A 21,651-nucleotide genomic window follows, 5' to 3' on the forward strand; every position below is an offset into this window, starting at 1 on the left:
GTCGCCTCCGGGAGCTGTGGTGCGTGCCGCGCGGGCCGTCTACAGGTGCGGCAGGATCGCGGGCATCAGGTCCTGGAAGGTGCGCCCGTTGGCCGGGTTGCCCAGGGCGGTCATCTGCCAGCCGGTGCCGACCCGGTGGACCTTCGCCATGATCTGGGCGGTGTAGTTGCCGCCGCCGTCGAGGGTGTAGCGCGCGAGCTCCTGCCCGTTCGTCTCGTCGACGATGCGGCAGAAGGCGTTCTGCACCTCCTGGAACGTCTGGCCGGTGAAGGAGTTCACCGTGAAGACGATCTGGTCGATGTGGACCGGGACGCGCTCCAGGTCGACGAGGACCGCCTCGTCGTCGCCGCCCTGGCCGGCGCCGCCCACGAGGTTGTCACCGGTGTGCTTGACCGAGCCGTCGTCACTGACCAGGTGACGGAAGAAGACCACGTCGACCGGCTGCTTGTCGGCGAAGAGGACGGCCGAGGCGTCCAGGTCGATCTCCCGGGTCCGCGAACCGAAGAGACCGCGGCGCGGCGCGGCCTGCCAGCCGAGGCCCATCCGCACCTGGGTGAGGTTGCCCCCGCCCTTCTTCTCCAGGCTGATGGCCTGCCCCTTGGTCATGTTGACCGACACGCGTATGCCCCTCTCGTTAGCGTTCCCCGCGCCCGCTGTTCCGGTGCGTGCGGTTGTCCGTCACCCTACGCAACACCACTGACACCGAGGAGGCGCGGTCCGGTTTTGTGTCGGTCTTGCAACACACCGGACCGCGTCCGGTCAGGCGAGTCCCGCTTCCTTCATCTGGCGCAACTCCTTCTTCAGGTCTCCCACTTCGTCACGGAGCCGGGCGGCCACCTCGAACTGCAGCTCGGCGGCGGCGGCGCGCATCCGGTCGGTCATCTCCTCGATGATCGCGGCCAGTTCCGTGGCGGGCCGGTCGCCGAGCTCCACCGTCGATCCGGCCTTGCCCCTGCCCTTGCCCTTGCCCTTGACGCCGTGGGCGGCGAGCGAGGGGACGGGGGCCTTGGCGCCCTTGCCCTCCTTCGCCTGGCGGTAGCCGCTGCCGAGCAGTTCCTCGGTGTCGATCTCCTCGCGCGCGATGGTCGCGACGATGTCGTTGATCTTCTTGCGGAGCGGCTGCGGGTCGATGCCCCGCTCCGTGTTGTACGCGATCTGCTTCTCGCGGCGTCGGTTGGTCTCGTCGATGGCCTGCTCCATCGCCGGGGTGATCCGGTCCGCGTACATGTGGACCTGGCCCGACACGTTTCGGGCGGCGCGGCCGATCGTCTGGATCAGGGAGGTCCCGGAACGCAGGAAGCCCTGCTTGTCGGCGTCGAGGATCGCCACGAGCGACACCTCGGGGAGGTCGAGGCCCTCCCGGAGGAGGTTGATGCCGACGAGGACGTCGTACTCGCCGGCCCGCAGCTCGCGGAGCAGCTCGATGCGGCGCAGGGTGTCGACGTCGCTGTGCAGGTAGCGGACCTGGATGCCGAGCTCCAGGAAGTAGTCGGTGAGGTCCTCGGCCATCTTCTTGGTGAGGGTGGTGACGAGGACCCGCTCGTCACGCTCCGTGCGCAACCGGATCTCGTGGACCAGGTCGTCGATCTGGCCCTCGGTGGGCTTGACGACGACCTCGGGGTCGACGAGGCCGGTGGGGCGGATGATCTGCTCGACGAAGCCGTCGCCCCGGGACAGCTCATACGTCCCCGGAGTCGCGGAGAGGTAGACGGTCTGGCCGATCCGTTCCTGGAACTCCTCCCACTTCAGCGGGCGGTTGTCCAGGGCGGACGGCAGCCGGAAGCCGTGGTCGACCAGGGTCCGCTTGCGGGAGGCGTCGCCCTCGTACATGGCGCCGATCTGCGGCACGGTGACGTGCGACTCGTCGATGACGAGCAGGAAGTCCTCGGGGAAGTAGTCGAGGAGGGTGTTGGGCGCGGTGCCGGGCCCGCGGCCGTCGAAGTGCATCGAGTAGTTCTCGATGCCTGAGCAGGAGCCGATCTGGCGCATCATCTCGATGTCGTACGTGGTCCGCATGCGCAGCCGCTGCGACTCCAGGTGCTTGCCCTGCTTGTCGAGCTCGGCGAGGCGGCCCTCCAGCTCGCGCTCGATGTCGTTGACCGCGCGCTCCATGCGCTCAGGGCCCGCGACGTAGTGGCTGGCGGGGAACACGTACAGCTCGCGGTCCTCGCTGATGACCTCGCCGGTGAGGGGGTGGAGGGTGGAGAGGGCCTCGATCTCGTCGCCGAACATCTCGATGCGGACGGCCAGCTCCTCGTACACCGGGAAGATCTCGATGGTGTCGCCGCGGACGCGGAAGGTGCCGCGGGTGAACGCCAGGTCGTTCCGCGTGTACTGGATGTCGACGAAGCGGCGGAGCAGCTTGTCGCGGTCGAACTCCTCGCCGACCTTCAGCGGGACCATCCGGTCCACGTACTCCTGGGGCGTGCCGAGGCCGTAGATGCAGGAGACGGAGGCGACCACGATGACGTCCCTGCGGGTGAGCAGGGAATTCGTCGCGGAGTGGCGGAGGCGCTCCACCTCCTCGTTGATGGAGGAGTCCTTCTCGATGTACGTGTCCGACTGCGGCACGTACGCCTCGGGCTGGTAGTAGTCGTAGTACGAGACGAAGTACTCCACCGCGTTGTTCGGCAGGAGCTCGCGGAACTCGTTCGCCAGCTGGGCGGCCAGCGTCTTGTTCGGCGCCATCACCAGGGTGGGGCGCTGGAGCTTCTCGATCATCCACGCGGTGGTGGCGGACTTTCCGGTGCCGGTGGCACCGAGGAGCACGACGTCCTTCTCCCCCGCGCGGACGCGCCGCTCGAGGTCGGCGATGGCCGCGGGCTGGTCACCGCTGGGCTGGTAGGAGCTGACGACCTCGAAGGGCGCCACCGAACGTTCGATCTTGGAAACGGGCCGCATGCAACCACCGTACGACCCGGCACTGACAGTCGGGCGGTGATCACCAGTCCTGGGAGCGGTGGCCGCCCCGGGCGGCGGTCCTGCGGGCGGCGCGGCCGGCGGGCCGGGACGTCCAGTTGGCGGGCTCGCCGTAGGACGGGACGTGGCGGGGGGCCGGCACGCCGGGGCGGTGCGGGGTCCGGGCCGCGGGCCCCTGCCAGTCCGGGTCCCCCATCACGAGCAGCGGGTCGAACATGACGACGACGGCGGCGAGGATGAGGAAGACCGCCGGGCCGAGCAGCATCGGCAGCAGGAGCGAGGTGGCGGCGTCACCGGTGTTGGTGGCGGGCTCGGTGCTGTGGAGACGGACGCTGACCGCGGCCATGGCGGTGTAGTGCATCCCGCTGACGGCGACGCCCATCACCAGGCTGGCGCCGAGGCTCGCCAGGAATCCCCGTACGGAGACGGCCGCCCAGAGGGCCACGGTGGCCGCCACGACGGCGATGACCACGGAGAGGGCGACGGTGGACGTGTCGTACTCGATCCGTCCCTGGAGGCGCATTCCGGCCATGCCCAGGTAGTGCATGGTGGCCACGCCGAGACCGGTGATGGTGCCGCCGGTGACCAGGGTGAGGGCGGTGGCCCCCCGGTAGCCCACGATGAAGATGCCGATACCGACCATCAGGACGGCGACGCCCAGGCTGGCGAAGGTGATCGGGCGGTCGTAGTTGATGGGTGCCTGGTGGACGGAGAAGCCCATCATGGCGATGAAGTGCATGGTCCAGATGCCGGAGCCGATCGACGTGGCGCCGAGAACGAGCCAGCCCACCTTGAAGCTGTCACGGTGGCGGAGCGATCTCGTGGTGCACCGGAGGCCGAGAGCGCCGCCCAGGCACGCCATGAGAAAAGCGGCCACCGGCGTGACCAGGCCGTAACTGAATCCGTCGACCGTGCCGTGCATGAGCGTGTGTCCTCCACCCCTGGTGCCACGTCGTCCGAAAACAGTCGGTACCGCTGGGTAGTACTACCGGGCGAGATTATGGCGCGCCGCGGGCCTCCCGACCACGTGACCGGGGAATTACCGGTCGTGAGATCGGAGCGACGCCCGGCCGTGACCTCCGCGGCGGGCCGAAGCCGCGCGCGTCCGGCAACGGCGGGAAAACGTTCTCCTCCGGTCCGGCGAGCCGTTCCCCTCCGGGCTGTCAGTGGTGGGTCGTACCGTGGGCGGCATGGACATCGAAGCGGGGTCGACGGGCGGCGGGCGGGCCGTCCCGGCGGAGTGGACGGTCATCGAGAGCGCCATCGGGCCGCTCTTCCTCGCCGCGACCGCGCGGGGGCTCGTGCGGGTGGAGTTCCACGCCGACGCGGTGCGCCGAGACCGGATGCTCTCCCGCTTGTCGGGTCAGCTCGGGGCGGAGCCGGTGGAGCGTGCCTCGGGGCTGCTCGCGAGCGCGATACGCCGGCTGGAGCGGTACTTCGCGGGCGAGCCCGGCGATGTCGGACTGCCGCTGGACTGGAGTCTGACGGCCGGCTTCGGTCGGCAGGTGCTGCGCGCGCTGGCGACGACCGTGCCGTACGGGACGGTCGTCGGGTACGGGGAGCTGGCGCGGCGCGTGGGGCAGCCGGGGGCCGGGCAGGCGGTCGGGGCGGCGATGGGCTCCAATCCGCTGCCCCTGGTGGTGCCGTGCCACCGCGTGGTGGAGAGCGACGGCGGCCTCGGCGGCTTCGGCGGCGGCCTGGAGACCAAGCGACAGCTGCTGGCTCTGGAGGGGGTGCTGCCCGCGCCGCTGTTCTGAGCGGGGTCGGGCGTTTCGAGAAGCGGAGCGAGCGGAGGGCTGGGACGTTTCCCTCGGGTGAGGTCGCTGGCACACTCAGGTCAGTGACCAAGACCCCCGACGTCCCTGACGCCGATGACGCCGTTGCCGCCGCCTCGCCCGAGCGCCTCGCCGTCGTCGGCGCCGGACTGCCCTCGGTCCGCCGCCGGATCCAGGCCGTGCTCATCGCCACCCAGATCCTCGGGGGTCTCGGTATCGCCACCGGTGTCGCCCTGTCCGCCGTCCTGGCCAGGGACGTCAGCGGTTCCGAGGCCCTCTCCGGTCTGGCGTCGACGGCGACGGTGGCCGGTCCCGCACTCCTCGCGATGCCGCTGGCCGCCCTGATGGCCTCGCGGGGCCGGAGAGCCGGGCTCGTCCTCGCGTACCTCATCGGAGCGCTCGGGGCCGGGGTGGCGGTGCTCGGGGCCGCCGTCGACAGCTTCCCCCTGCTCCTCGTCGGGCTCGTGGGCTTCGGCGCCGGGTCCTCGGCGAACCTGGCGGCCCGCTTCGCCGCCGCCGACCTGGCCGAACCGGACCGCAGGGCTCGGGCCATCTCCACGGTGGTGTGGGCGACCACGATCGGGGCGGTGCTCGGACCGAACATCGCCGCACCGGCCGGGGAGAGCGTCTCCGGCCTGGGGATACCGGCCACCGCCGGGCCGTTCGTCTGGGCCGCCGGTGTCTTCGTCATCGCGGCGGCCGTGGTGGCGACGCTGCTGCGCCCCGATCCGCTCCTCACCGCCCGCGCGCTGACCGACGCCGACGTGGGCGAAGAGGCGGAGGGGCGCTCGCTCCGCGCCGGGATGCGGGTCGTCCGGGAGTCCCCTCGGGCCCGTCTCGCCCTGGTCACCGTCGCCGCCTCGCACACCGCGATGGTGTCGATCATGTCGATGACTCCGGTGGCGCTCACCCACCACGGGGCGGACATCCAGCTGGTGGGACTGGTGATCAGTGGGCACATCGCCGGCATGTACGCCTTCTCGCCCGTGATGGGCTGGTTGTCCGACCGGCTGGGACGGCTGTCCGTGATCGGGCTCGCGGTCGGGCTGATCGCCGTGGCGGCGCTCGTCGCGGGCACGGCGGGAGCCGACCACGGCCGGACCGCCCTGGGGCTCTTCGTCCTCGGCCTGGGGTGGTCGGCCGGTCTGGTGTCGGGCTCGGCGCTCCTCACGGACTCGGTGCCGCAGGCCGCGCGGGCGGCGGTCCAGGGGCTCTCCGACTTCATCATGAACACCTGCGCCGGCATCGGCGGCCTGGCGGCGGGCCTGATCGTCGCGAAGGCGGGGTACGGGCCGCTGAACGCGATCGCCGCGTGCCTGCTGCTGCCGATGGCGGCGCTGGCGGTCCGCGGCCGCTCGCGGAAGGCCTGACCCGCCTGGTCAGCGCGGAACCGCGCGGGAGGAGGCCGCGCGGGCGAGGCGGCGCGGGGTGCCGTGCCGTCGGCGGCGGCCGTCCAGACCGCAGCTGTCACTGAGCGCGTCACGCCCGTGGGGGCGGGCGCCGCGCCAAGCCGCTGCCCGGGGGGAGGGCAGCCGATAGGAAGGTTTTCTCCCGGACCCCGAACCGCCCCGGTTCCCCGGGACGTCGAGCGCCGCCTCCCGAGGGGCCTGCAGAGGCGGTCTCGACGACCCGGGGGCGGCCTTGCGGGAGGTTTCGTCAGGCCTCAGAGGCTGATGTGGTACGCCTTGCGGAGGGTCTCGTGGACGGTCCACGTCGTACGGTCGCCCTCGCGCAGCACACAGGCGTCACCCGGACCGATCTCCAGGGTGTCCCCGCCCTCGACGGCCACGGTCGCCCGGCCGGAGACCACCACGAAGAGCTCGTCGGCCTCGGTGTCGGTGACGACGCCGGGCGTGATCTGCCAGATGCCGCGCCGCTGCTTGCCGTCGGCGGACTCCCACAGCAGCTTGCCCGTCACCTCGGGCGTGCCGGAGACGATCTGGCCGGGGTCGAGCGGCTCCGCTTCGAGCTCCTCGTCGGGGATGTGCACGGCGAAGGAGGGCTGGTCGTGTGTCGTCATGGGCGGTGACTGTAGCGGGGTTCCGAGGCGGCTCCGAGACCGGGACCGGGTGGACGTACACCCTCCGCTTCGCCTCCCACCAGGCGCGATGCCCGGATCGCGCGACGACGACGAAATCCGTACCGGCCCTTCGGCACGGTGCCCGGCGGGTGCGGAGGCCGACTCGGACGACGCCGCCGGGCCCCCCGTGACGGATTCCGAAGGCGTCGGCCTGTGGGTGGCGGGTGCTCGCCGACGAGGTTTGCGGGGCCCGCGGCCGCGCCAGGAATGGGACATGTCCACACAGGTGTCCGAAGAGGTAAGGGAAGCCCTTCACGAGGGGCGTCCCGTCGTCGCGCTGGAATCGACGATCATCGCCCACGGCCTGCCGCGCCCGCGCAACCTCGCCGTCGCCCTGGAACTGGAGGCCCTGGTACGGGCCGGGGGTGCCGTCCCCGCCACCGTCGCCGTGGTCGACGGCACGGCCAGGGTCGGCCTGGACCGGGCGGCCCTGACCCGGATCGCCGAGGACCCGGCGGTACGCAAGCTCGGCCACCGCGATCTGGCCCCGGCCCTGGCGACCGGCGCGACCGGGGCGACGACGGTCTCGGCGACGGCCCGGCTCGCGGACGCGGCCGGCATACGGGTCTTCGCGACCGGCGGCCTCGGCGGCGTGCACCGCGAGTGGGCCGAGACCCAGGACGAGTCCGCCGACCTGCGGCTGCTCGCCCGGGTCGGGATCACGGTCGTGTGCGCCGGGGTCAAGTCCATCCTCGACGTGCCCGCGACGCTCCAGCGCCTGGAGACCCTGGGGGTGACCGTCGTCGGGTACGGCACGGAGCACTTCCCCGGCTTCTACCTCTCCTCCTCGGGTGAGCCGGTCGACTGGACGCTGCGGACCCCGGAGGAGGTGGCCGAGGTGATACGGGCGCAGGACCGGCTGGGCGAGCCCCGGGCGGCACTCGTCGTCGCCAATCCCGTGCCGGAGTCGCGGCAGTTGGATCCCGCGCTCCACGACCGGGTGCTCGCGGGCGGCCTGGCGGCGGCGAAGGAGAAGGGGATCGTGGGGCAGGGGGTGACGCCGTTCCTGCTGGAGTACCTGACGGTGCACACGCAGGGGGCGTCCCTGGAGGCCAATCTGGCGGCGGTACGGGGCAATGTCCGGCTGGCGGCGAGCATCGCGAGGGCGTACGGAGCGGGGGAGGCGGCGGGCGCGGGGACGACAGCCAGCGCGGGGAAGGCGGCCGAGGCGGGGGCGGGGTCCGTGGGGACGAGGCCTGGCGCGGGGACGCCGACCGATGCCGGGATGAGGCCCGGCGCCGTGGGCTCAGGGCCCGGGGACGTTGTGGCGACGCCGGGCGGGGGGAAGGCGGCCGAGGCGGGGGCGGGGTCCTGCGACGCGGGCGCGCGGCCGGGCGCTGTGACTCCCTTCGACGCGGGAGCCGGGTGCGGCGCCGTGGGCGCGAAGCCCGGTGACGCCGGGACGAGGCCCGGCCCGGGGACCGCGCCCGGCGGCGGAGGCGCGCGCGGTTCGGTCGGCCGGTGAGCAGGGCGCCCGGCGCCCTGCTCGTCGTCGGGGACGTGGTCACGGACGTCGTCGCGCGGCACCGGACCCCGCTCGCCCCCGCCACGGACACGGCGGCGACGATCCGAACCCTCCCGGGCGGTGCGGGAGCCAACGCGGCCTGCTGGGCCGCGCGTTCCGGGCGCGGGGAGGTGCGGCTCCTCGGCCGGGTGGGGACGGACGCGGCGGCCTGGCACGAGCGGGCGCTGCTCCGCGCGGGCGTGCGCCCCCTGCTGGTGCCGGACGCGGAGGCGGCGACAGCCACCGTGATCGCGCTCGTGGACGCCTCGGCGGAGCGCACCTTCCTCACCGACAGCGGCGCCGCCCTGCGCCTCTCCCCCGGCGACTGGTCCGTCGCCCTGCTCGACGGCGTGACCCGGCTGCATCTGTCGGGCTATCTGTTCTTCGCCGAGCCGAGCCGGGAGACAGCCGTGCGTGCGCTGCGGGACGCGCGGGACGCGGGCGTGCCGGTGAGCGTGGACCCGGCCTCGGCGGGGTTCCTCACGGAGCTGGGGGCGGACCGGTTCCTGGCGTCGGTGGAGGGCGCCGAGATCCTGCTGCCCAACGCCGACGAGGCCCGGACGCTCACCGGCCACGAGGAACCGGAGGCGGCGGCGGCCGAGTTGAGCCGTCTCTTCCCGCTGGTCGTCGTCACCCTCGGGGCGGCGGGCGCGCTGGTCGCCGAGGACGGGGCGGTCTCCACGCGGGTGGCGGCGCCCCCGGTGCGGCCGGTGGACTCGACGGGCGCGGGTGACGCGTTCACCGGAGCGTTCCTGGCCGCGCGACTCGCGGGCGCGGATCCGGCCAAGGCCGCCGAGGCAGGCTGCCGCGCGGGCGCGGAGGCGGTCACCGTCGTCGGCGGCCGTCCACCGGACCGGCCGCCCGGCGACTGACGCCTCCGGGCAGCCGTACCACCCGCGGACGTACCGCCGCGCGCCCGTCGCCGGGGCCGGAAAGCCGGAGGGCGTACCGCCGGAGGACCTACTGCCCGAGGCCCGTCCAGGCCGGGTGGCGGGGGTCGTCGGCCCGTACGACGGCGTCGGCGGTCGCGCCGGGGTCGACCTCCGACTCGTACCGGGCGAAGGCGGGCAGGGTCCAGGTGTCCTCGGTGCGCCGGGCGAGGGCGGCGGCCGAGAGACGCAAGTGCACGGTGAGGTCGAAGGGGAACCAGTGGCCGAGCAGGAAGGGCCCGTGCACGACCAGGATCCCGCCCGGAGGCAGCGTGACGTACGGGCTGCGGGTCGCGCGGTCCCGTACCGGGTCCCACAGGTCGGGCAACACGCGCCCGGTGCCGCCCGGCTCCAGCGGGCTGAACACCTCCCGCCACAAGGCCCCGATGTCGGTCCACCCGTCGTAGTACGCGTCGGGGTCCCGCTTCCCGTACTCGAACCGGAGGGACGCGGGCCGCAGGAAGCCGCCCGTCCCCACGACGTGGACGGCGCGCCCGCGCGCCCGCAGCGCCTCGGCGAGCAGGGCGGCGAGTTCGCCCCCGGGGGCGGCGGGCGGTCCGTCGACGCCGACCTTGAGCCACTCACCACCGTCGCCGGGGGTGGACGTGTCGAGGTGCCCGGCGAGCGCCTCCGCCAGCCGTTCCCAGGTGATCGCCTCGTATCGTGTCCCGCTCACCCCCTCATCCTGCCCGCAGCGGCCACGGTGCGGGCGCTGGGGCATACGCCACGGCCCCCGACCTTGAAACCGGCGTCACGGTTCGACCCTCGGCCCCATGTCACCGTCGGCCGCGGGGAGGCGCCGTCACTGGAGGTCGTCGAAGGGCGCCCCCGGCGGCCCAGGGCTGGTGCCCAGGGCTGGTCGTCACGTGCCGGCGACGATCGGCCGGCGCGGCCGGCCGTCCGACTCCTTCCAGCCGGCGGCGAGGCGCCCTGGCCCCCTGACCCGTGCGGGCCCGGCAGCCGGCGGTCAGCGACCAGCCCCGGCAGCCGACGGTCGGCAGCGGCGGTCAGCCGTCAGCGGACCCCGGCAGCCGAGGCCCTCCGTACGAAGGTCGCGCGGCCCGCCTCGATCGCCTCGGTGAGCGTCAGCTCTCCGCCCGCGAGGGCCCGGCAGGTCGCCGCGTCGGTCCGGAGCCGCGCGTCCGGCTCCGTCGCCGTACCGGCCCCGTACACCCCGTCCCCGTACGCGACGCTCCCGTCGTCCCCGACCCGTACGTGGAACTCGCCCTCGTCCAGGGTCACCTGCACGACGCCCTCACCCAGCCCGGCGAGTACCCCGAGGAGCGGGATCGCGTACCAGTGCGCGCGGACGGCGTCGGTGGCCCGCGGCTCGCCCAGGTCCGGCGCCCCCCAGGCGGCGAGGGCGCGCAGCACCGGCTGCAGCTCGCGTCCGCGCGGGGTGAGTTCGTACACGGACGCCGAGGCGGGCGGCGGCAGTCGGCGTCGGGTGACGAGGTCGGCGGCCTCCATGTCCTTGAGGCGGCCGGCGAGCATGTCCGTGCTGACGCCCGGCAGATCGGCGTGGAGGTCGGTGTAGCGGCGCGGCCCGGCGAGGAGTTCGCGGACGACCAGCAGGGTCCAGCGGTCGCCGACGAGGTCGAGGGCGCGCGCGGCGGCGCAGTGCTGGTCGTAGCTGCGGCGGCGTGGCTGACGTGGCATGCGACGCAGTCTAGACATGTTGTTGGACTTTCCAAGCTTGAACTTGGTAAAACCAAGCAACACTGTTTCCGGGGACTTGGGGAGGTCGGACATGGAGTTCCGGCAGTCGAGCAAGCTGAGCGAGGTCTGTTACGAGATCAGGGGCCCGGTCATCGAGCACGCCAACGCGCTGGAGGAGGCGGGCCACAGCGTGCTGCGCCTCAACACCGGCAATCCGGCGCTCTTCGGGTTCGAGGCGCCCGAGGAGATCGTCCAGGACATGATCAGGATGCTCCCGAAGGCCCACGGGTACACCGATTCCCGCGGCATCCTCTCCGCCCGCCGAGCCGTGGCACAGCGCTACCAGGCCATGGGGCTGCCGGAGGTCGACGTCGACGACGTCTTCCTCGGCAACGGTGTCTCGGAACTCGTCTCGATGGCCGTGCAGGCCCTGCTGGAAGACGGCGACGAGGTGCTGATCCCGGCCCCGGACTTCCCGCTGTGGACGGCGGTCACCACCCTCGCGGGCGGCAAGGCCGTGCACTACCTGTGCGACGAGTCGGCCGACTGGTACCCGGACCTCGACGACATGGCGTCCAAGATCACCGACCGGACCCGGGCCGTGGTCGTCATCAACCCCAACAACCCGACCGGCGCGGTCTATCCGAAGGAGATCGTCGAGGGCATCCTCGATCTCGCCCGCCGCCACGGCCTCATGGTCTTCGCCGACGAGATCTACGACCAGATCCTCTACGACGAGGCCGTCCACTACCCGGCCGCCTCCCTCGCCCCCGACCTGGTCGTCCTCACCTTCGGCGGGCTCTCCAAGACGTACCGGGTGGCGGGCTTCCGCTCCGGCTGGCTGGTCGTCACCGGCCCGAAACAGCACGCCAGGAGCTATCTGGAGGGCCTCACCATGCTGGCCTCCATGCGGCTCTGCCCCAATGCCCCCGCCCAGTACGCCATCCAGGCCGCGCTCGGCGGCCGCCAGTCGATCCACGAGCTGACCGCACCGGGCGGCAGGCTCCGCGAACAGCGCGACCGGGCCTGGGAGAAGCTCAACGAGATCCCCGGTGTCTCCTGCGTGAAGCCGAAGGGAGCCCTGTACGCCTTCCCCCGCCTCGATCCCGCCGTGCACAGGATCCACGACGACGAGAAGTTCGTCCTCGACCTGCTCCTGCGCGAGAAGATCCAGGTCGTCCAGGGAACCGGCTTCAACTGGCCGCGCCCGGACCACTTCCGCATCCTGACCCTGCCGTACGCCGATGACCTCGACGCCGCGATCAGCCGCATCGGCCGCTTCCTGAGCGGCTACCGGCAGTGACGTCCCGCCCCTGGGCTGTCATGATCTGAGGGTCCGAAGGATCTTCGGACCCGACGGGGGAACCGGCCGCGGACACGGCCGGAGGAGACGGGGAGGGGCGGCCGGTCATGGATGTGGCGCTGATAGCGGTGGCGGGAACCCTGTTGGGTGTCATCGCCACCCACTGGTTCCAGGCGCGGGCCACGGAGCGCACGGCCTCGCTCGCCCGCACCGAACAGCTCCGCCAGGAGCGGATCGCGACCTACAGCGCCTACGCGGGCGCGGTCGTCGACTACCGCCACAGCCAGAACGACCGCTGGTTCCGGGCCGCAGAGGAGCCCGGCTCCGAGGAGGCCGAGGAGTCCCGCCACGCCTCCTACCGGCAGCGGACCAACGCGCGACAGGCGCTCTTCCGCGTCCAGTTGGTGTGCGACGACGCCCACGTCCGCCGACTGGCGGAGGCCGCCTTCCTGGAGACCCACTGCATGCACGAGGCGGTGGGAGAGACGGAACGGGCCCGCCGCTCCGAGCAGGCGAAGCAGGCGCTCGCCCGCTTCGTCTCCGCAGCCGCGCCCGGCGTCCGCTGAGCAGGGCGGTCATGGACCTCGTCGCGCCCATCGTCGTCGAACCGCTCAGGCGCCCCCGCTGCTCGGAGTGCCGGCAGGGGCCGCTGGAGCGCATGATCGTCGAGTTCGGTGCGCCGGTCTGCCTGGACTGCGCCGACCTGGGACATCTGGTCTTCCTGCGCCGGGGCGACACGGCGCTGACCCGCCGCGCCCGCGAGGGCAGTGCGCTGTGGGCGGTGGTGGTACGGCACAACCGGCGCCGTACACGGTACGAGCGGCAGGGCCTCCTCGTGGAGGAGGCGGCACTGGCCGAGGCGGAGTCGGCCTGCCTGGCCGACGCGGAGGCGCGGGCCAGGCGCCGGGCCAGGGACGCGGTGCGGCGCGCGGCACTCGACGAGGAGATCACCGAGGTCCTCCGGGCGGAGATCCTGCGGCTCTTCCCCTCCTGCCCGGCGGACCGAGCCACCGAGGTCGCCGTCCACGCCTCCGCGAAGGGCAGTGGGCGCGTGGGGCGCACCGCCGCGGGCCGCTCGCTCGACCGAGGCGCCGTCACGGCGGCGGTACGCGCCTCCGTACGGCACGTCGACACGCCGTACGACGCGCTGCTGATGCGGGGGGTTCCTCGGCACCAGGCCCGGACGAGGGTCGCACCCGCCATCGAGGCGGTGCTCCGGGCCTGGCGTAGCGGCGGCGAGAACGCCGTCGACCGGGGACGCGGCTGACGGCTCGGGTGTCAGCGTGCCTCGGCCGGACCGCGAGGGCGGGACCTTCAGGCCTGGTCTCCGGCGCGGCGCGCGCGACGGTACAGCAGGGCGCCACCGAGCAGCAGCGCGGCGCTCGCGCCGGCGGCGTAGCCGAGGGTGTCCGCACCGGTGGCGGCCAGCGCGACCGGGCTCGTCTCACCCTGCGGCGCGGGAGCCGGGGCGGGCTTCTCCACCTCGGGCTCCGTCTCCGGCTCCGTCTCGGTCTCCGTCTGCGGGACCGGCACGTTCCGCACGGGGGTCTGGGGGCGCGGCGTCGGCTTCTCGATCGGCTGCGCCGGCTTCGCGGGGCCGTTGACCGCCGTGTTGCCGAAGACCGGGTTGAGCAGACCGACGACGTTGACCGAGTTCCCGCTGACGTTCACGGGGAGGTCGACCGGCAGCTGGAGCCCGTTCCCGGAGAGGACTCCGGGAGAGCCTGCGGCGAGGCCCTCGGCCTTGGACCCGCCGCCGGTGGACGAACCGGCCCCCGGCCCGCCACCGTGGGAGCCGCCGGCCTGCTCGCCACCGCGCGGGGTGCCGGGCAGGTCCTTGTGGGACCGGCCGCCACCGTCCTCCGACCCGTAGCCCTTGGGCTCGGGCGCGGCGGAGCGGTTGGCACAGCTGTTGCCGAAGGCCGGGTTGAGCAGACCGACGACGTTGACCGTGTTCCCGCAGACGTTGACCGGCACGTGCACCGGCAGCTGAACCGTGTTGCCTGAGCCGACGCCCGGCGAGCCGACCGCGGCGCCCTGTGCGGCGGAGTCGGCGTGCGCGGCGCCCGCCGAGAGCGCGAGCGCCCCACCCGTGACCAACAGTGTGGCCAGACCACTTCGGCGAATCTGCCTCATGGCTTCCTGCCTTCCGGAGGTGTGCACGGGCAAGTGCCCGTACCCGAATCAACGCGACAAACACACGTGCCGGATCCGGCCGTTGACCTGATTCACTCCATCGAGTGGGGCCTGTTCGAGTGTCGGTCAGCGTCCCAGGAGGTCGGTGAGGGCTCCGACCGGGTCCGCATCGGGGGCGCCGCGTGGCCACCAGTCCTCACGGCCGGCGTCCGACTCGTAGCCGTACCAGAGGCCGTCGCGGCCGAGGCGGAGCTGGAGGGACTCGGTGGAGAGCCGGTTGCGCCAGGGTCTGAAGGCGGGGAAGTCGGCTGCGATCAGCGCGGGTCGGGCGCGGTCGAAGGGTCCCGCAGGCGGATCCCACGGCGCTTCGAGGACGGCGAGTCCCGCGGCTCCGCCCTGACGCCAGGCCGCGACCGCGCGGGCGAGGTCCGTGGGGGTACGGTCGAGCGCGTACGCCAGGTCACGGTAGAGGGCGCGGGTCGAGGCGGTGAGCCCGGAGCCCGGGTGCGCGGCGGCGAGCCGGACGGCGTCCTGCCAGGGGGTGAGCGCGGCGACCGGGTCGCGCCCGGTGCTGAGGAACACGTGGGCGCGGGCGGCGGCTTCGGTGGCGAGGAGGTCGAGGGCGAGCGGGTCGGGCGCGGCGGGGTCGGGCGGGAAGACGGCGGGGCGTCCTGGGCGGTCCGGTAGCGGCAGGGGCGGGGGTAGCGACGGCGCGGGCCGGTCCGTCGCGTCGAGTACGGCACGGGCGGGGACCGTGGGCATCGGCGGCGCGGCCGCGATCGTCTCGGCGGCGGACCGGGCCGCGTTGCGCCGGGTGAGTTCGGCGAGGAGCTCCTGCTCTCCGCGGCCGCGCATCAGGAAGAGGACGAACGGGTCCTCGTCGAGGAGCCGCGCCGCCTGGTAGCAGAGGGCGGCGGCGTGCTTGCAGGGGTAGCCGTCGTCCGGGCAGGTGCAGTCGGGGACGAGGTCGCCCGGCGCGGGCAGCAGTCCGGTGATCGCTCCCAGGGCGTGCGGCACGTCCTTGTCGAGGAGGGCGGCGATGTGGTCGGGGCGGGCGGTGGCCTCGTCGAGGAACCGCTCCCAGCCGTCGTCGCCGAGCGTCCGCATCCGGATCTCGGCGCGGTACGGGCGGGCGCGGCTGCCGTGGACGTACGCGACGACCCGGCCGGGGGTGACGGTGATCGCGTCGACGTGGCCGCGTCCCGCGTACGCCTTGCCGCGGGCGAGGCGGGCCCCGTCGAGGGCGGTGTCCTCCAGTGCGTCGACCCAGGCGTTGCCCCACCACGTGGCGGCGAACCGTCCGTCGGGGGTCTCGCGCGGCGCGACCTGCGGGAAGCTGCGGCGGCGCTCGTCGTGGCGGGGAGCGGCTCCACGGGCTCCCCTGGCGCTGTTCACGAGGGCCTCCTCAGGGACACGAAGGGCCTCCTCAGGCTCAGCGATGACCTCCTCCGGCTCACGAAGGCCTCCTCAGGGACACCAGGTCGGCGAGCTCCCGGTCGGTCAGCTCGGTGAGGGCCGCCTCGCCGGAGCCGAGGACGGCGTCGGCCAGTGCCCGCTTGGCCCGGAGCATCTCGGCGATCCGGTCCTCGACCGTGCCCTCGGCGACGAGCCGGTGGACCTGCACCGGCTGGGTCTGTCCGATGCGGTAGGCCCGGTCGGTGGCCTGCTCCTCGACGGCCGGGTTCCACCAGCGGTCGTAGTGGACGACATGACCGGCCCGGGTGAGGTTGAGGCCGGTGCCCGCGGCCTTGAGGGAGAGCAGGAACACCGGGACCTCGCCGGCCTGGAAGCGGTCGACCATCCGCTCCCGCTCCGCCACCGGGGTGCCGCCGTGGAGGAGTTGGGCCTGGATGCCGCGCGCGGCCAGATGGTCGGCGAGGAGCCGTGCCATCGACACGTACTGGGTGAAGACGAGCACCGACCCGTCCTCCGCGAGGATCGTGTCGAGGAGCTCGTCGAGCAGGGCGAGCTTCCCCGAGCGGCCGGCGAGCCGTGCGGTGCCCCTGCCGGACGGCGTCTGTTCCTTCAGGAACTGCGCGGGGTGGTTGCAGATCTGCTTGAGGGAGGTCAGCAGCTTCATGACGAGCCCTCGGCGGGCCATGCCCTCGGCCTCCTCGATCCGCGCCATGGTCTCGCGGACGACCGCCTCGTAGAGCGAGGCCTGCTCCCGGGTGAGGGCGACGGGATGGTCGGACTCCGTCTTCGGCGGCAGCTCGGGGACGATGCCGGGGTCGGACTTGCGGCGGCGCAGCAGGAAGGGGCGCACGAGTCGGGCGAGCCGCTCGACCGCCTCCTCGTGCTCGATCTCCTCGTGGTTCTCCACAGCTCGGGCGTGTCGGGAGCGGAAGGCCTTGAGCGGGCCGAGGAGACCGGGGGTGGTCCAGTCGAGGAGCGCCCAGAGCTCGGACAGGTTGTTCTCCACGGGGGTGCCGGTCAGAGCGACCCGGGCGGGGGCGGGGATCTCGCGCAGCGCCCGCGCGGTCGCGGAGAACGGGTTCTTGACGTGCTGGGCCTCGTCGGCGACGACCATCCCCCACTCCTGCTCGGCCAGCCGGGCGGCGCTGGTGCGCAGGGTGCCGTACGTGGTGAGGACGAAACCGCCGTCGACGCCGTCGAGGTCGCGGTCGGCGCCGTGGAAGCGCCGCACGGGCACGCCGGGCGCGAACTTCCCCACCTCCCGCTGCCAGTTGCCCAGCAGGGACGCGGGGCAGACGACGAGGGTCGGGGCGCGGCGGGCACGGCGCAGGTGGAGGGCGATGAGGGTGACGGTCTTGCCGAGGCCCATGTCGTCGGCGAGGCAGCCGCCGAGACCGAGCGAGGTCATCAGGTCGAGCCAGGCGAGGCCCCGCAGCTGGTAGTCGCGGAGGGTGGCCGTGAGGCCGGGCGGGGCCTGCACGTCCTCGGGCCCGGCGAGCAGCCGGTCGCGGAGCGCGGCGAGCGCCCCGACCGGGACGGCGGGCACGGTCTCGCCGTCCACCTCGGCGGTGCCGGTGAGGGCGACGGCAAGGGCGTCGACCGGTTCGAGCAGGCCCAGTTCCCGCTTGCGCGCCTTGCGGACTAGGTCGGGGTCGACGACGACCCACTGGTCACGGAGGCGCACGATGGGCCGGTGCGCCTCGGCCAGCCGGTCCATCTCGCGCTCGGTGAGCGGGTCGCCGTCGAGGGCCAGCTGCCAGTTGAAGCGGAGGAGTTCCTCGCTGTCGAAGAAGGCCGTGCCGTCGGTCGCGGAGCCGGGCGCGGTCCGGTCGGCCCGGACGACGGCGGAGGCACTGAGCGAGCGGGCCAGCTCACGGGGCCAGTGGACGGCGACTCCGGCGTCGGCGAGCCGGGCGGCGGCGGGGCCGAGCAGCTCGTACAGCTCGTCCTCGGTGACGGCGAGGACGTCGGGCACGTCCCGCTCCAGGAGCCGGCCGAGCGGGGGCCAGACCCGGGCGGCACGGCGCAGCGCGAGGACGGCGTCGATCCGGGCGCGGGGCCCGAAGTGCTCCCCCTCCCCCGCCCACAGGGCGGTGGCGTCGATGACGAGGGTCGGGTCGGCGAGGCTGTGGACCTGGAGGAGCGCGGCGGCCGCGTGGCGCCCACCTCCGCGTTCCGCGTCCGCGCCCTCGCCTTCGCCTTCGCCTTCGCCTTCGGAAGGTTCGGTGCCGGCGGCCGCGTCGAACAGCTCGGACGGCGAGAGGTCCAGGCGGAGCGAGACCCGGACGCCCGCGTCCATCCCCGCCGCCGCCTCCGCGGCCCAGGCACGCGCACGGGGCAGGTGCTGGGGCGCACGGGAGGCGAACGGCGCTCCCACCGCGTGGGCGGCGGCCGGGGTGCGGGGAAGCACGTCGGCGACCGCGTCGAGGAAGGCCCGCACGAGCGCCTCGGGATCGGGCAGACGCAGCGGCTCCTGCCCGGGGACGGGCACGGCGTGCGCCTCGTACGGCAGGGCCGCGGCGACGGCCCGCAGATGGGCGATGTCGTCGGCGTCCAGGGGCCCCGCCCGCCAGGCGTCCAGGTCGTCGGCGGTCAGGCCCGGCAGCATCCGGCCGCGGGCCGTCAGGTGCAGTGCGTGGAGGGCGGCGGCGCCCCAGCCGGCGGTGGCGGGGTGGGCGGCAGGGTGGCGGCGGGCCGCGACGAGATGGGGCAGGGCGGCGTCGACGGGGAGGGTCAGGGCGGGCACGGCACGGCCACGGGCGCCGCTGCCGTGCCGCCGGGCGACGGTCAGCTCGACGCGCTCCGCTCCGCTGTCCGCCGGGTCCGGCAGCGCCTCGCCGTCGGGGGCCCAGAAGGCGACCCGCCCCTCCCTGGGCAGAGCGGCCGGAAGGAAGACGGCGGCGCTGGTGATCCAGGTGTGTGTCACTGCTCCGCGCTCCTTCCACCGATGACGGATGTCGACTGGAACTCCGACCTTACGGGCGGGGTCTGACAACGCCCGTCGGCACGCTCCCCCGGGCGGCCCAGCAGCGGATGACACCCGGCTCCGGGGGCGGGAGGGTGGCGTGGAACGCCTCCACCACAGAAGAGGATCCGCCATGTCCGTTCGCCGGCGTCTCACGACCGCCACCGGGGCCGTGCTGCTCACTCTCGCCGTCGCGGGTTGCTCGGGCCTGGGGCGCACCGCCGTGGGCACGATCGAGTACGAGACGGAACGTGAGGTGGCGGTCGTGGTGACGAGCCCCCTGGTGAAGGGCTGCCACCGTCTGGCGCCGGCCGGCGCCACCAAGGTCGAGAACAACACCCTGGTCGACATCGTGCTGTACCCGACGCGCGACTGCGGGGGCAAGGACTCCACCTACCTCCCGAGCAACAGCGGCGACGGGATCGTGCCGGGCACCCTGCCGTGGCGCAGCTACAGCGTCATCCACTAGCCGCGCGTCCGGCACGCGCCGACCGGGTCCGGTGGGCGCGCACCCGGGCACCCGGACCGGTTCCCCTCCCCCGTCCCGGGGTCCATCCTGGAAGTGCCTCCAGCGGCTTCGACGAGGAGGGTGGGTGACCGTCATGCGTACCGGGAACGAGCCGGCGACCGCGCGCAGCGCCCTGCGGTTGCGGTTCTGGCTGAGCGTGTGGGGCCTGCTCTGGGCCGCCTTCGGTACGGTCGCGTTCGCGCTGGTGGGCCGCCCCGGCTGGGCCGTGGCGTGCGGCGTGCTGTTCCTGGTGGTCACGTTCGACCTGGGGACGGTGTTGCGCCGTCTCCACCAGGGCCCGCACTGGCAGCCCGGCCGGAACGTCCCCCCGTACGAACCCGATCACGGCGGCACCGGACGCTGAGCGCCTCGGTTCCCCTCACTTCTCGGTGTCGAACCCCGCCGCCTGGAGGTACTCCGGCTTCGGGTCGAGAGCGGCGGCGAGGCGGAAGTGCCGGGTGGCCTGGGCCGGCCGGCCCGATCGCTCGTAGGTGCGGGCCAGCGCGAAGTGCGCGAAGGCGTTGTCCGGCTCACGCTCCAGGACCAGCTCGAACTCGAGCTGCGCCGGACGCAGCTGCGCGGCGGCGAAGAACGCACGGGCGCGCAGCAGACGCGCCGCCGTGTTCTCGGGATGCGCGGCGATCACCGAGTCCAGCAGCTTCACCGCACCCCGGGGGTCCCGCGCGGCCAGCAGGTGTTCGGCGGCACGGAAGTCGATGACGTGGATTTCCGGGTTTCTGTCGGCCACCATGGCATCCTTCCCACTCGATCCGGTGGTTGAACACCGGACCCGGCAGCCGCATTCCCCGCTCGTGCCCGCGTCCAGGCGCTACGCGGCGCCCGCTGCCCTGCGCTCCAGCTCGTCCCAGACCTTCCGCACCTGCGGTTCGAGGGCGTCGAGCGGGCCGTCGTTGTCGATCACGAGATCCGCGACGGCCAGCCGCCGCGCGCGGGTCGCCTGAGCCGCCATCCGGGCAGCCGCCTCGGACTCGGCCATGCCGCGGAGGCGTACGAGCCGGTCGCGCTGGGTCTCCGGGGACGCGTCCACGACCACGACCAGGTCGTACAGAGGGGCGAGCCCGTTCTCGGTGAGCAGCGGTACGTCGTGGACGACCACGTCCCCGGCCCTGGCGCGGCCCTCCAGCTCGGCCGACCGGGCTCCGACGAGGGGGTGGACGATGGCGTTGAGGGTGGCCAGGCGGTCGGCGTCGGCGAACACGATGGATCCGAGCTTCGGCCGGTCGAGTGTCCCCTCCTCGGTGAGGATGCCGTCCCCGAAGGCCTCGACCACGGCCGCGAGACCCGGCGTACCGGGCTCGACGACCTCGCGGGCGATCCGGTCCGCGTCGATCAGCACGGCGCCGTACGAGACGAGCAGCCGTGACACTTCGCTCTTGCCGGCGCCGATCCCGCCGGTCAGGCCCACCTTCAGCATGAGCGGCAGCTTAGGGCCTGCCGGGGAGGGGTCAGGAGTCGCCCTCCCGCTCGGCGAGGAAGCGCTCGAACTCGCGACCCAGCTCGTCCGCCGACGGCAGGTCGACCGGCTCGGCGACCAGGCTGCCGCGGGTCTCGGCTCCGGCCACCGCGTCGTACTGGTGCTCAAGGCCCTGCACGAGCGCGACCAGTTCCTCGTCGCCCTCGCCGATCTGGCGGTCGATCTCGGTCTGGGTGCGCCGCGCCTCCGTCCGCAGGGAGTGGGCGACGGCGGGGAGGACGAGTCCGGTGGCGGCCGTGATGGCCTCCAGGGTGGCCAGAGCCGCGTCCGGGTACGGGGAGCGGGCGACGTAGTGCGGCACATGCGCGGCGACACCGAGGGTGTCGTGCCCGGACTCGGTGAGCCGGTACTCGACGAGTGCTTCGGCGCTGCCGGGGACCTGGGCCTCGTCGAACGGGCTCCGGTGCCCGGGCATGAGGTCGGTGCGGCTGCCGTGCGGGGTGAGTCCGACGGGGCGGGTGTGGGGCACGCCCATGGGGATGCCGTGGAAGTTGACGGCGAGGCGCACGCCGAGGCGCTCGATGATCTGCCGGACGGCCACGGCGAACCTCTCCCACTCCACGTCGGGCTCGGGGCCGGACAGGACGAGGAAGGGTGCCCCGGTGGCGTCCTGGACGAGGCGGACCTCGATGGAGGGGGTCTCGTACGCGGTCCAGCGGTCGCGCTGGAAGGTCAGCAGCGGGCGGCGGGCGCGGTAGTCCACGAGCCGGTCGTGGTCGAAACGGGCCACCAGCTGGTGCGGCAGCGTGTCCAGCAGGCGCTCGATGATCTGCTCACCGGTCTCGCCCGCGTCGATGTAGCCGTCGAAGTGGTACAGCATGACCAGACCGGCCGACTCCTGCGCCAGGGCCAGGTCGACGACGGCCAGGCCCTTCGGGTCCCATTCGTACAAATCCTGGGGCTCAAGCACGATTACCGCTCCTCCTCGTGTTCTCTCTGGGAACGTCTCGCACGGCACCGCC

At 73.5% G+C, this 21,651-nt stretch carries 20 protein-coding genes and 1 pseudogene; 9 read left to right on the forward strand and 12 right to left on the reverse strand.

Annotated features, from left to right (window positions below; genetic code table 11):
* Window positions 1-39 precede the first annotated feature (39 nt).
* The 3 genes from ABZ567_RS00735 to ABZ567_RS00745 all read right to left on the reverse strand — a co-directional run bounded on the left by ABZ567_RS00735 (window position 40) and on the right by ABZ567_RS00745 (window position 3,841).
* Window positions 40-618, reverse strand: coding sequence for a TerD family protein (locus tag ABZ567_RS00735; protein WP_360782813.1), 579 nt, complete (start codon window positions 616-618; stop codon window positions 40-42).
* Between the two features lie 141 nt (window positions 619-759).
* Window positions 760-2,901 (reverse strand): excinuclease ABC subunit UvrB, encoded by a 2,142-nt coding sequence (uvrB, locus tag ABZ567_RS00740; protein WP_360782816.1) that lies wholly within the window; start codon window positions 2,899-2,901, stop codon window positions 760-762.
* Window positions 2,902-2,941: 40 nt separating this feature from the next.
* The gene (locus tag ABZ567_RS00745) at window positions 2,942-3,841 is read right to left on the reverse strand and encodes an MHYT domain-containing protein (protein ID WP_360782818.1); all 900 of its coding nucleotides are present in this window, start codon (window positions 3,839-3,841) and stop codon (window positions 2,942-2,944) included.
* 268 nt (window positions 3,842-4,109) lie between these two features.
* Between ABZ567_RS00745 and ABZ567_RS00750 the strand changes: the two genes are divergently transcribed.
* Window positions 4,110-4,676 (forward strand): methylated-DNA--[protein]-cysteine S-methyltransferase, encoded by a 567-nt coding sequence (locus tag ABZ567_RS00750; protein ID WP_360782821.1) that lies wholly within the window; start codon window positions 4,110-4,112, stop codon window positions 4,674-4,676.
* A 167-nt stretch (window positions 4,677-4,843) separates the two neighbouring features.
* Window positions 4,844-6,064 carry an MFS transporter gene (locus ABZ567_RS00755; RefSeq protein ID WP_360784973.1) on the forward strand — a complete coding sequence of 407 codons (1,221 nt, stop codon included), beginning with the start codon at window positions 4,844-4,846 and terminating at the stop codon, window positions 6,062-6,064.
* 293 nt (window positions 6,065-6,357) lie between these two features.
* Here ABZ567_RS00755 and ABZ567_RS00760 read toward each other — a convergent pair whose 3' ends face one another.
* The gene (locus tag ABZ567_RS00760) at window positions 6,358-6,714 is read right to left on the reverse strand and encodes a cupin domain-containing protein (protein ID WP_360782824.1); all 357 of its coding nucleotides are present in this window, start codon (window positions 6,712-6,714) and stop codon (window positions 6,358-6,360) included.
* Window positions 6,715-6,988: 274 nt separating this feature from the next.
* Here ABZ567_RS00760 and ABZ567_RS00765 point away from each other — a divergent pair.
* Together ABZ567_RS00765 and ABZ567_RS00770 are read left to right on the forward strand one after the other, a co-directional pair.
* Window positions 6,989-7,885: pseudogene (locus ABZ567_RS00765) on the forward strand (pseudouridine-5'-phosphate glycosidase); the annotation flags it as partial.
* Window positions 7,886-8,235: 350 nt separating this feature from the next.
* Window positions 8,236-9,150, forward strand: coding sequence for a PfkB family carbohydrate kinase (locus ABZ567_RS00770; protein WP_360782827.1), 915 nt, complete (start codon window positions 8,236-8,238; stop codon window positions 9,148-9,150).
* An 88-nt stretch (window positions 9,151-9,238) separates the two neighbouring features.
* Here ABZ567_RS00770 and ABZ567_RS00775 read toward each other — a convergent pair whose 3' ends face one another.
* Together ABZ567_RS00775 and ABZ567_RS00780 are read right to left on the reverse strand one after the other, a co-directional pair.
* Window positions 9,239-9,883, reverse strand: a complete 645-nt coding sequence (locus tag ABZ567_RS00775; RefSeq protein WP_360782830.1) for a uridine kinase — start codon at window positions 9,881-9,883, stop codon at window positions 9,239-9,241.
* Between the two features lie 338 nt (window positions 9,884-10,221).
* Window positions 10,222-10,866, reverse strand: a complete 645-nt coding sequence (locus tag ABZ567_RS00780) for a helix-turn-helix domain-containing protein (RefSeq protein WP_360782833.1) — start codon at window positions 10,864-10,866, stop codon at window positions 10,222-10,224.
* 91 nt (window positions 10,867-10,957) lie between these two features.
* Between ABZ567_RS00780 and ABZ567_RS00785 the strand changes: the two genes are divergently transcribed.
* From ABZ567_RS00785 to ABZ567_RS00795, 3 genes are all read left to right on the forward strand, one after another.
* A complete protein-coding gene (locus tag ABZ567_RS00785; protein WP_360782836.1) occupies window positions 10,958-12,169 on the forward strand; it encodes a pyridoxal phosphate-dependent aminotransferase in 1,212 nt (403 codons plus the stop codon).
* Between the two features lie 107 nt (window positions 12,170-12,276).
* Window positions 12,277-12,735: a hypothetical protein gene (locus ABZ567_RS00790; protein ID WP_360782838.1), complete on the forward strand. Its 459-nt coding sequence runs from the start codon at window positions 12,277-12,279 to the stop codon at window positions 12,733-12,735.
* A gap of 11 nt (window positions 12,736-12,746) precedes the next feature.
* A complete protein-coding gene (locus ABZ567_RS00795) occupies window positions 12,747-13,436 on the forward strand; it encodes a DUF2293 domain-containing protein (RefSeq protein WP_360782841.1) in 690 nt (229 codons plus the stop codon).
* Window positions 13,437-13,483: 47 nt separating this feature from the next.
* On the opposite strand, the gene ABZ567_RS00800 is transcribed toward ABZ567_RS00795, so the two are convergent.
* From ABZ567_RS00800 to ABZ567_RS00810, 3 genes are all read right to left on the reverse strand, one after another.
* On the reverse strand, window positions 13,484-14,305 hold the full coding sequence (locus ABZ567_RS00800) for a chaplin (RefSeq protein ID WP_360782844.1): 822 nt from the start codon (window positions 14,303-14,305) through the stop codon (window positions 13,484-13,486).
* 126 nt (window positions 14,306-14,431) lie between these two features.
* Entirely contained in the window at window positions 14,432-15,700 is a 1,269-nt protein-coding gene (locus ABZ567_RS00805; protein ID WP_360782847.1) for an SWIM zinc finger family protein, read from the reverse strand.
* Between the two features lie 58 nt (window positions 15,701-15,758).
* On the reverse strand, window positions 15,759-18,647 hold the full coding sequence (locus tag ABZ567_RS00810; RefSeq protein WP_360782849.1) for an SNF2-related protein: 2,889 nt from the start codon (window positions 18,645-18,647) through the stop codon (window positions 15,759-15,761).
* A gap of 172 nt (window positions 18,648-18,819) precedes the next feature.
* Between ABZ567_RS00810 and ABZ567_RS00815 the strand changes: the two genes are divergently transcribed.
* Together ABZ567_RS00815 and ABZ567_RS00820 are read left to right on the forward strand one after the other, a co-directional pair.
* Window positions 18,820-19,155 (forward strand): hypothetical protein, encoded by a 336-nt coding sequence (locus ABZ567_RS00815; protein ID WP_360782852.1) that lies wholly within the window; start codon window positions 18,820-18,822, stop codon window positions 19,153-19,155.
* 133 nt (window positions 19,156-19,288) lie between these two features.
* Window positions 19,289-19,558 (forward strand): DUF6343 family protein, encoded by a 270-nt coding sequence (locus ABZ567_RS00820; RefSeq protein ID WP_360784975.1) that lies wholly within the window; start codon window positions 19,289-19,291, stop codon window positions 19,556-19,558.
* 15 nt (window positions 19,559-19,573) lie between these two features.
* On the opposite strand, the gene ABZ567_RS00825 is transcribed toward ABZ567_RS00820, so the two are convergent.
* The 3 genes from ABZ567_RS00825 to ABZ567_RS00835 form a co-directional block, all read right to left on the reverse strand.
* Complete coding sequence (locus ABZ567_RS00825; protein WP_360784976.1) at window positions 19,574-19,942, reverse strand: tetratricopeptide repeat protein; 369 nt, start codon at window positions 19,940-19,942, stop codon at window positions 19,574-19,576.
* 81 nt (window positions 19,943-20,023) lie between these two features.
* Entirely contained in the window at window positions 20,024-20,629 is a 606-nt protein-coding gene (coaE, locus tag ABZ567_RS00830; protein ID WP_360782855.1) for a dephospho-CoA kinase, read from the reverse strand.
* 31 nt (window positions 20,630-20,660) lie between these two features.
* Window positions 20,661-21,599 (reverse strand): PAC2 family protein, encoded by a 939-nt coding sequence (locus tag ABZ567_RS00835; RefSeq protein ID WP_360782858.1) that lies wholly within the window; start codon window positions 21,597-21,599, stop codon window positions 20,661-20,663.
* Window positions 21,600-21,651 lie beyond the last annotated feature (52 nt).

Source organism: Streptomyces sp. NPDC016459 (genome assembly GCF_040632845.1).
Lineage (GTDB): Bacteria > Actinomycetota > Actinomycetes > Streptomycetales > Streptomycetaceae > Streptomyces.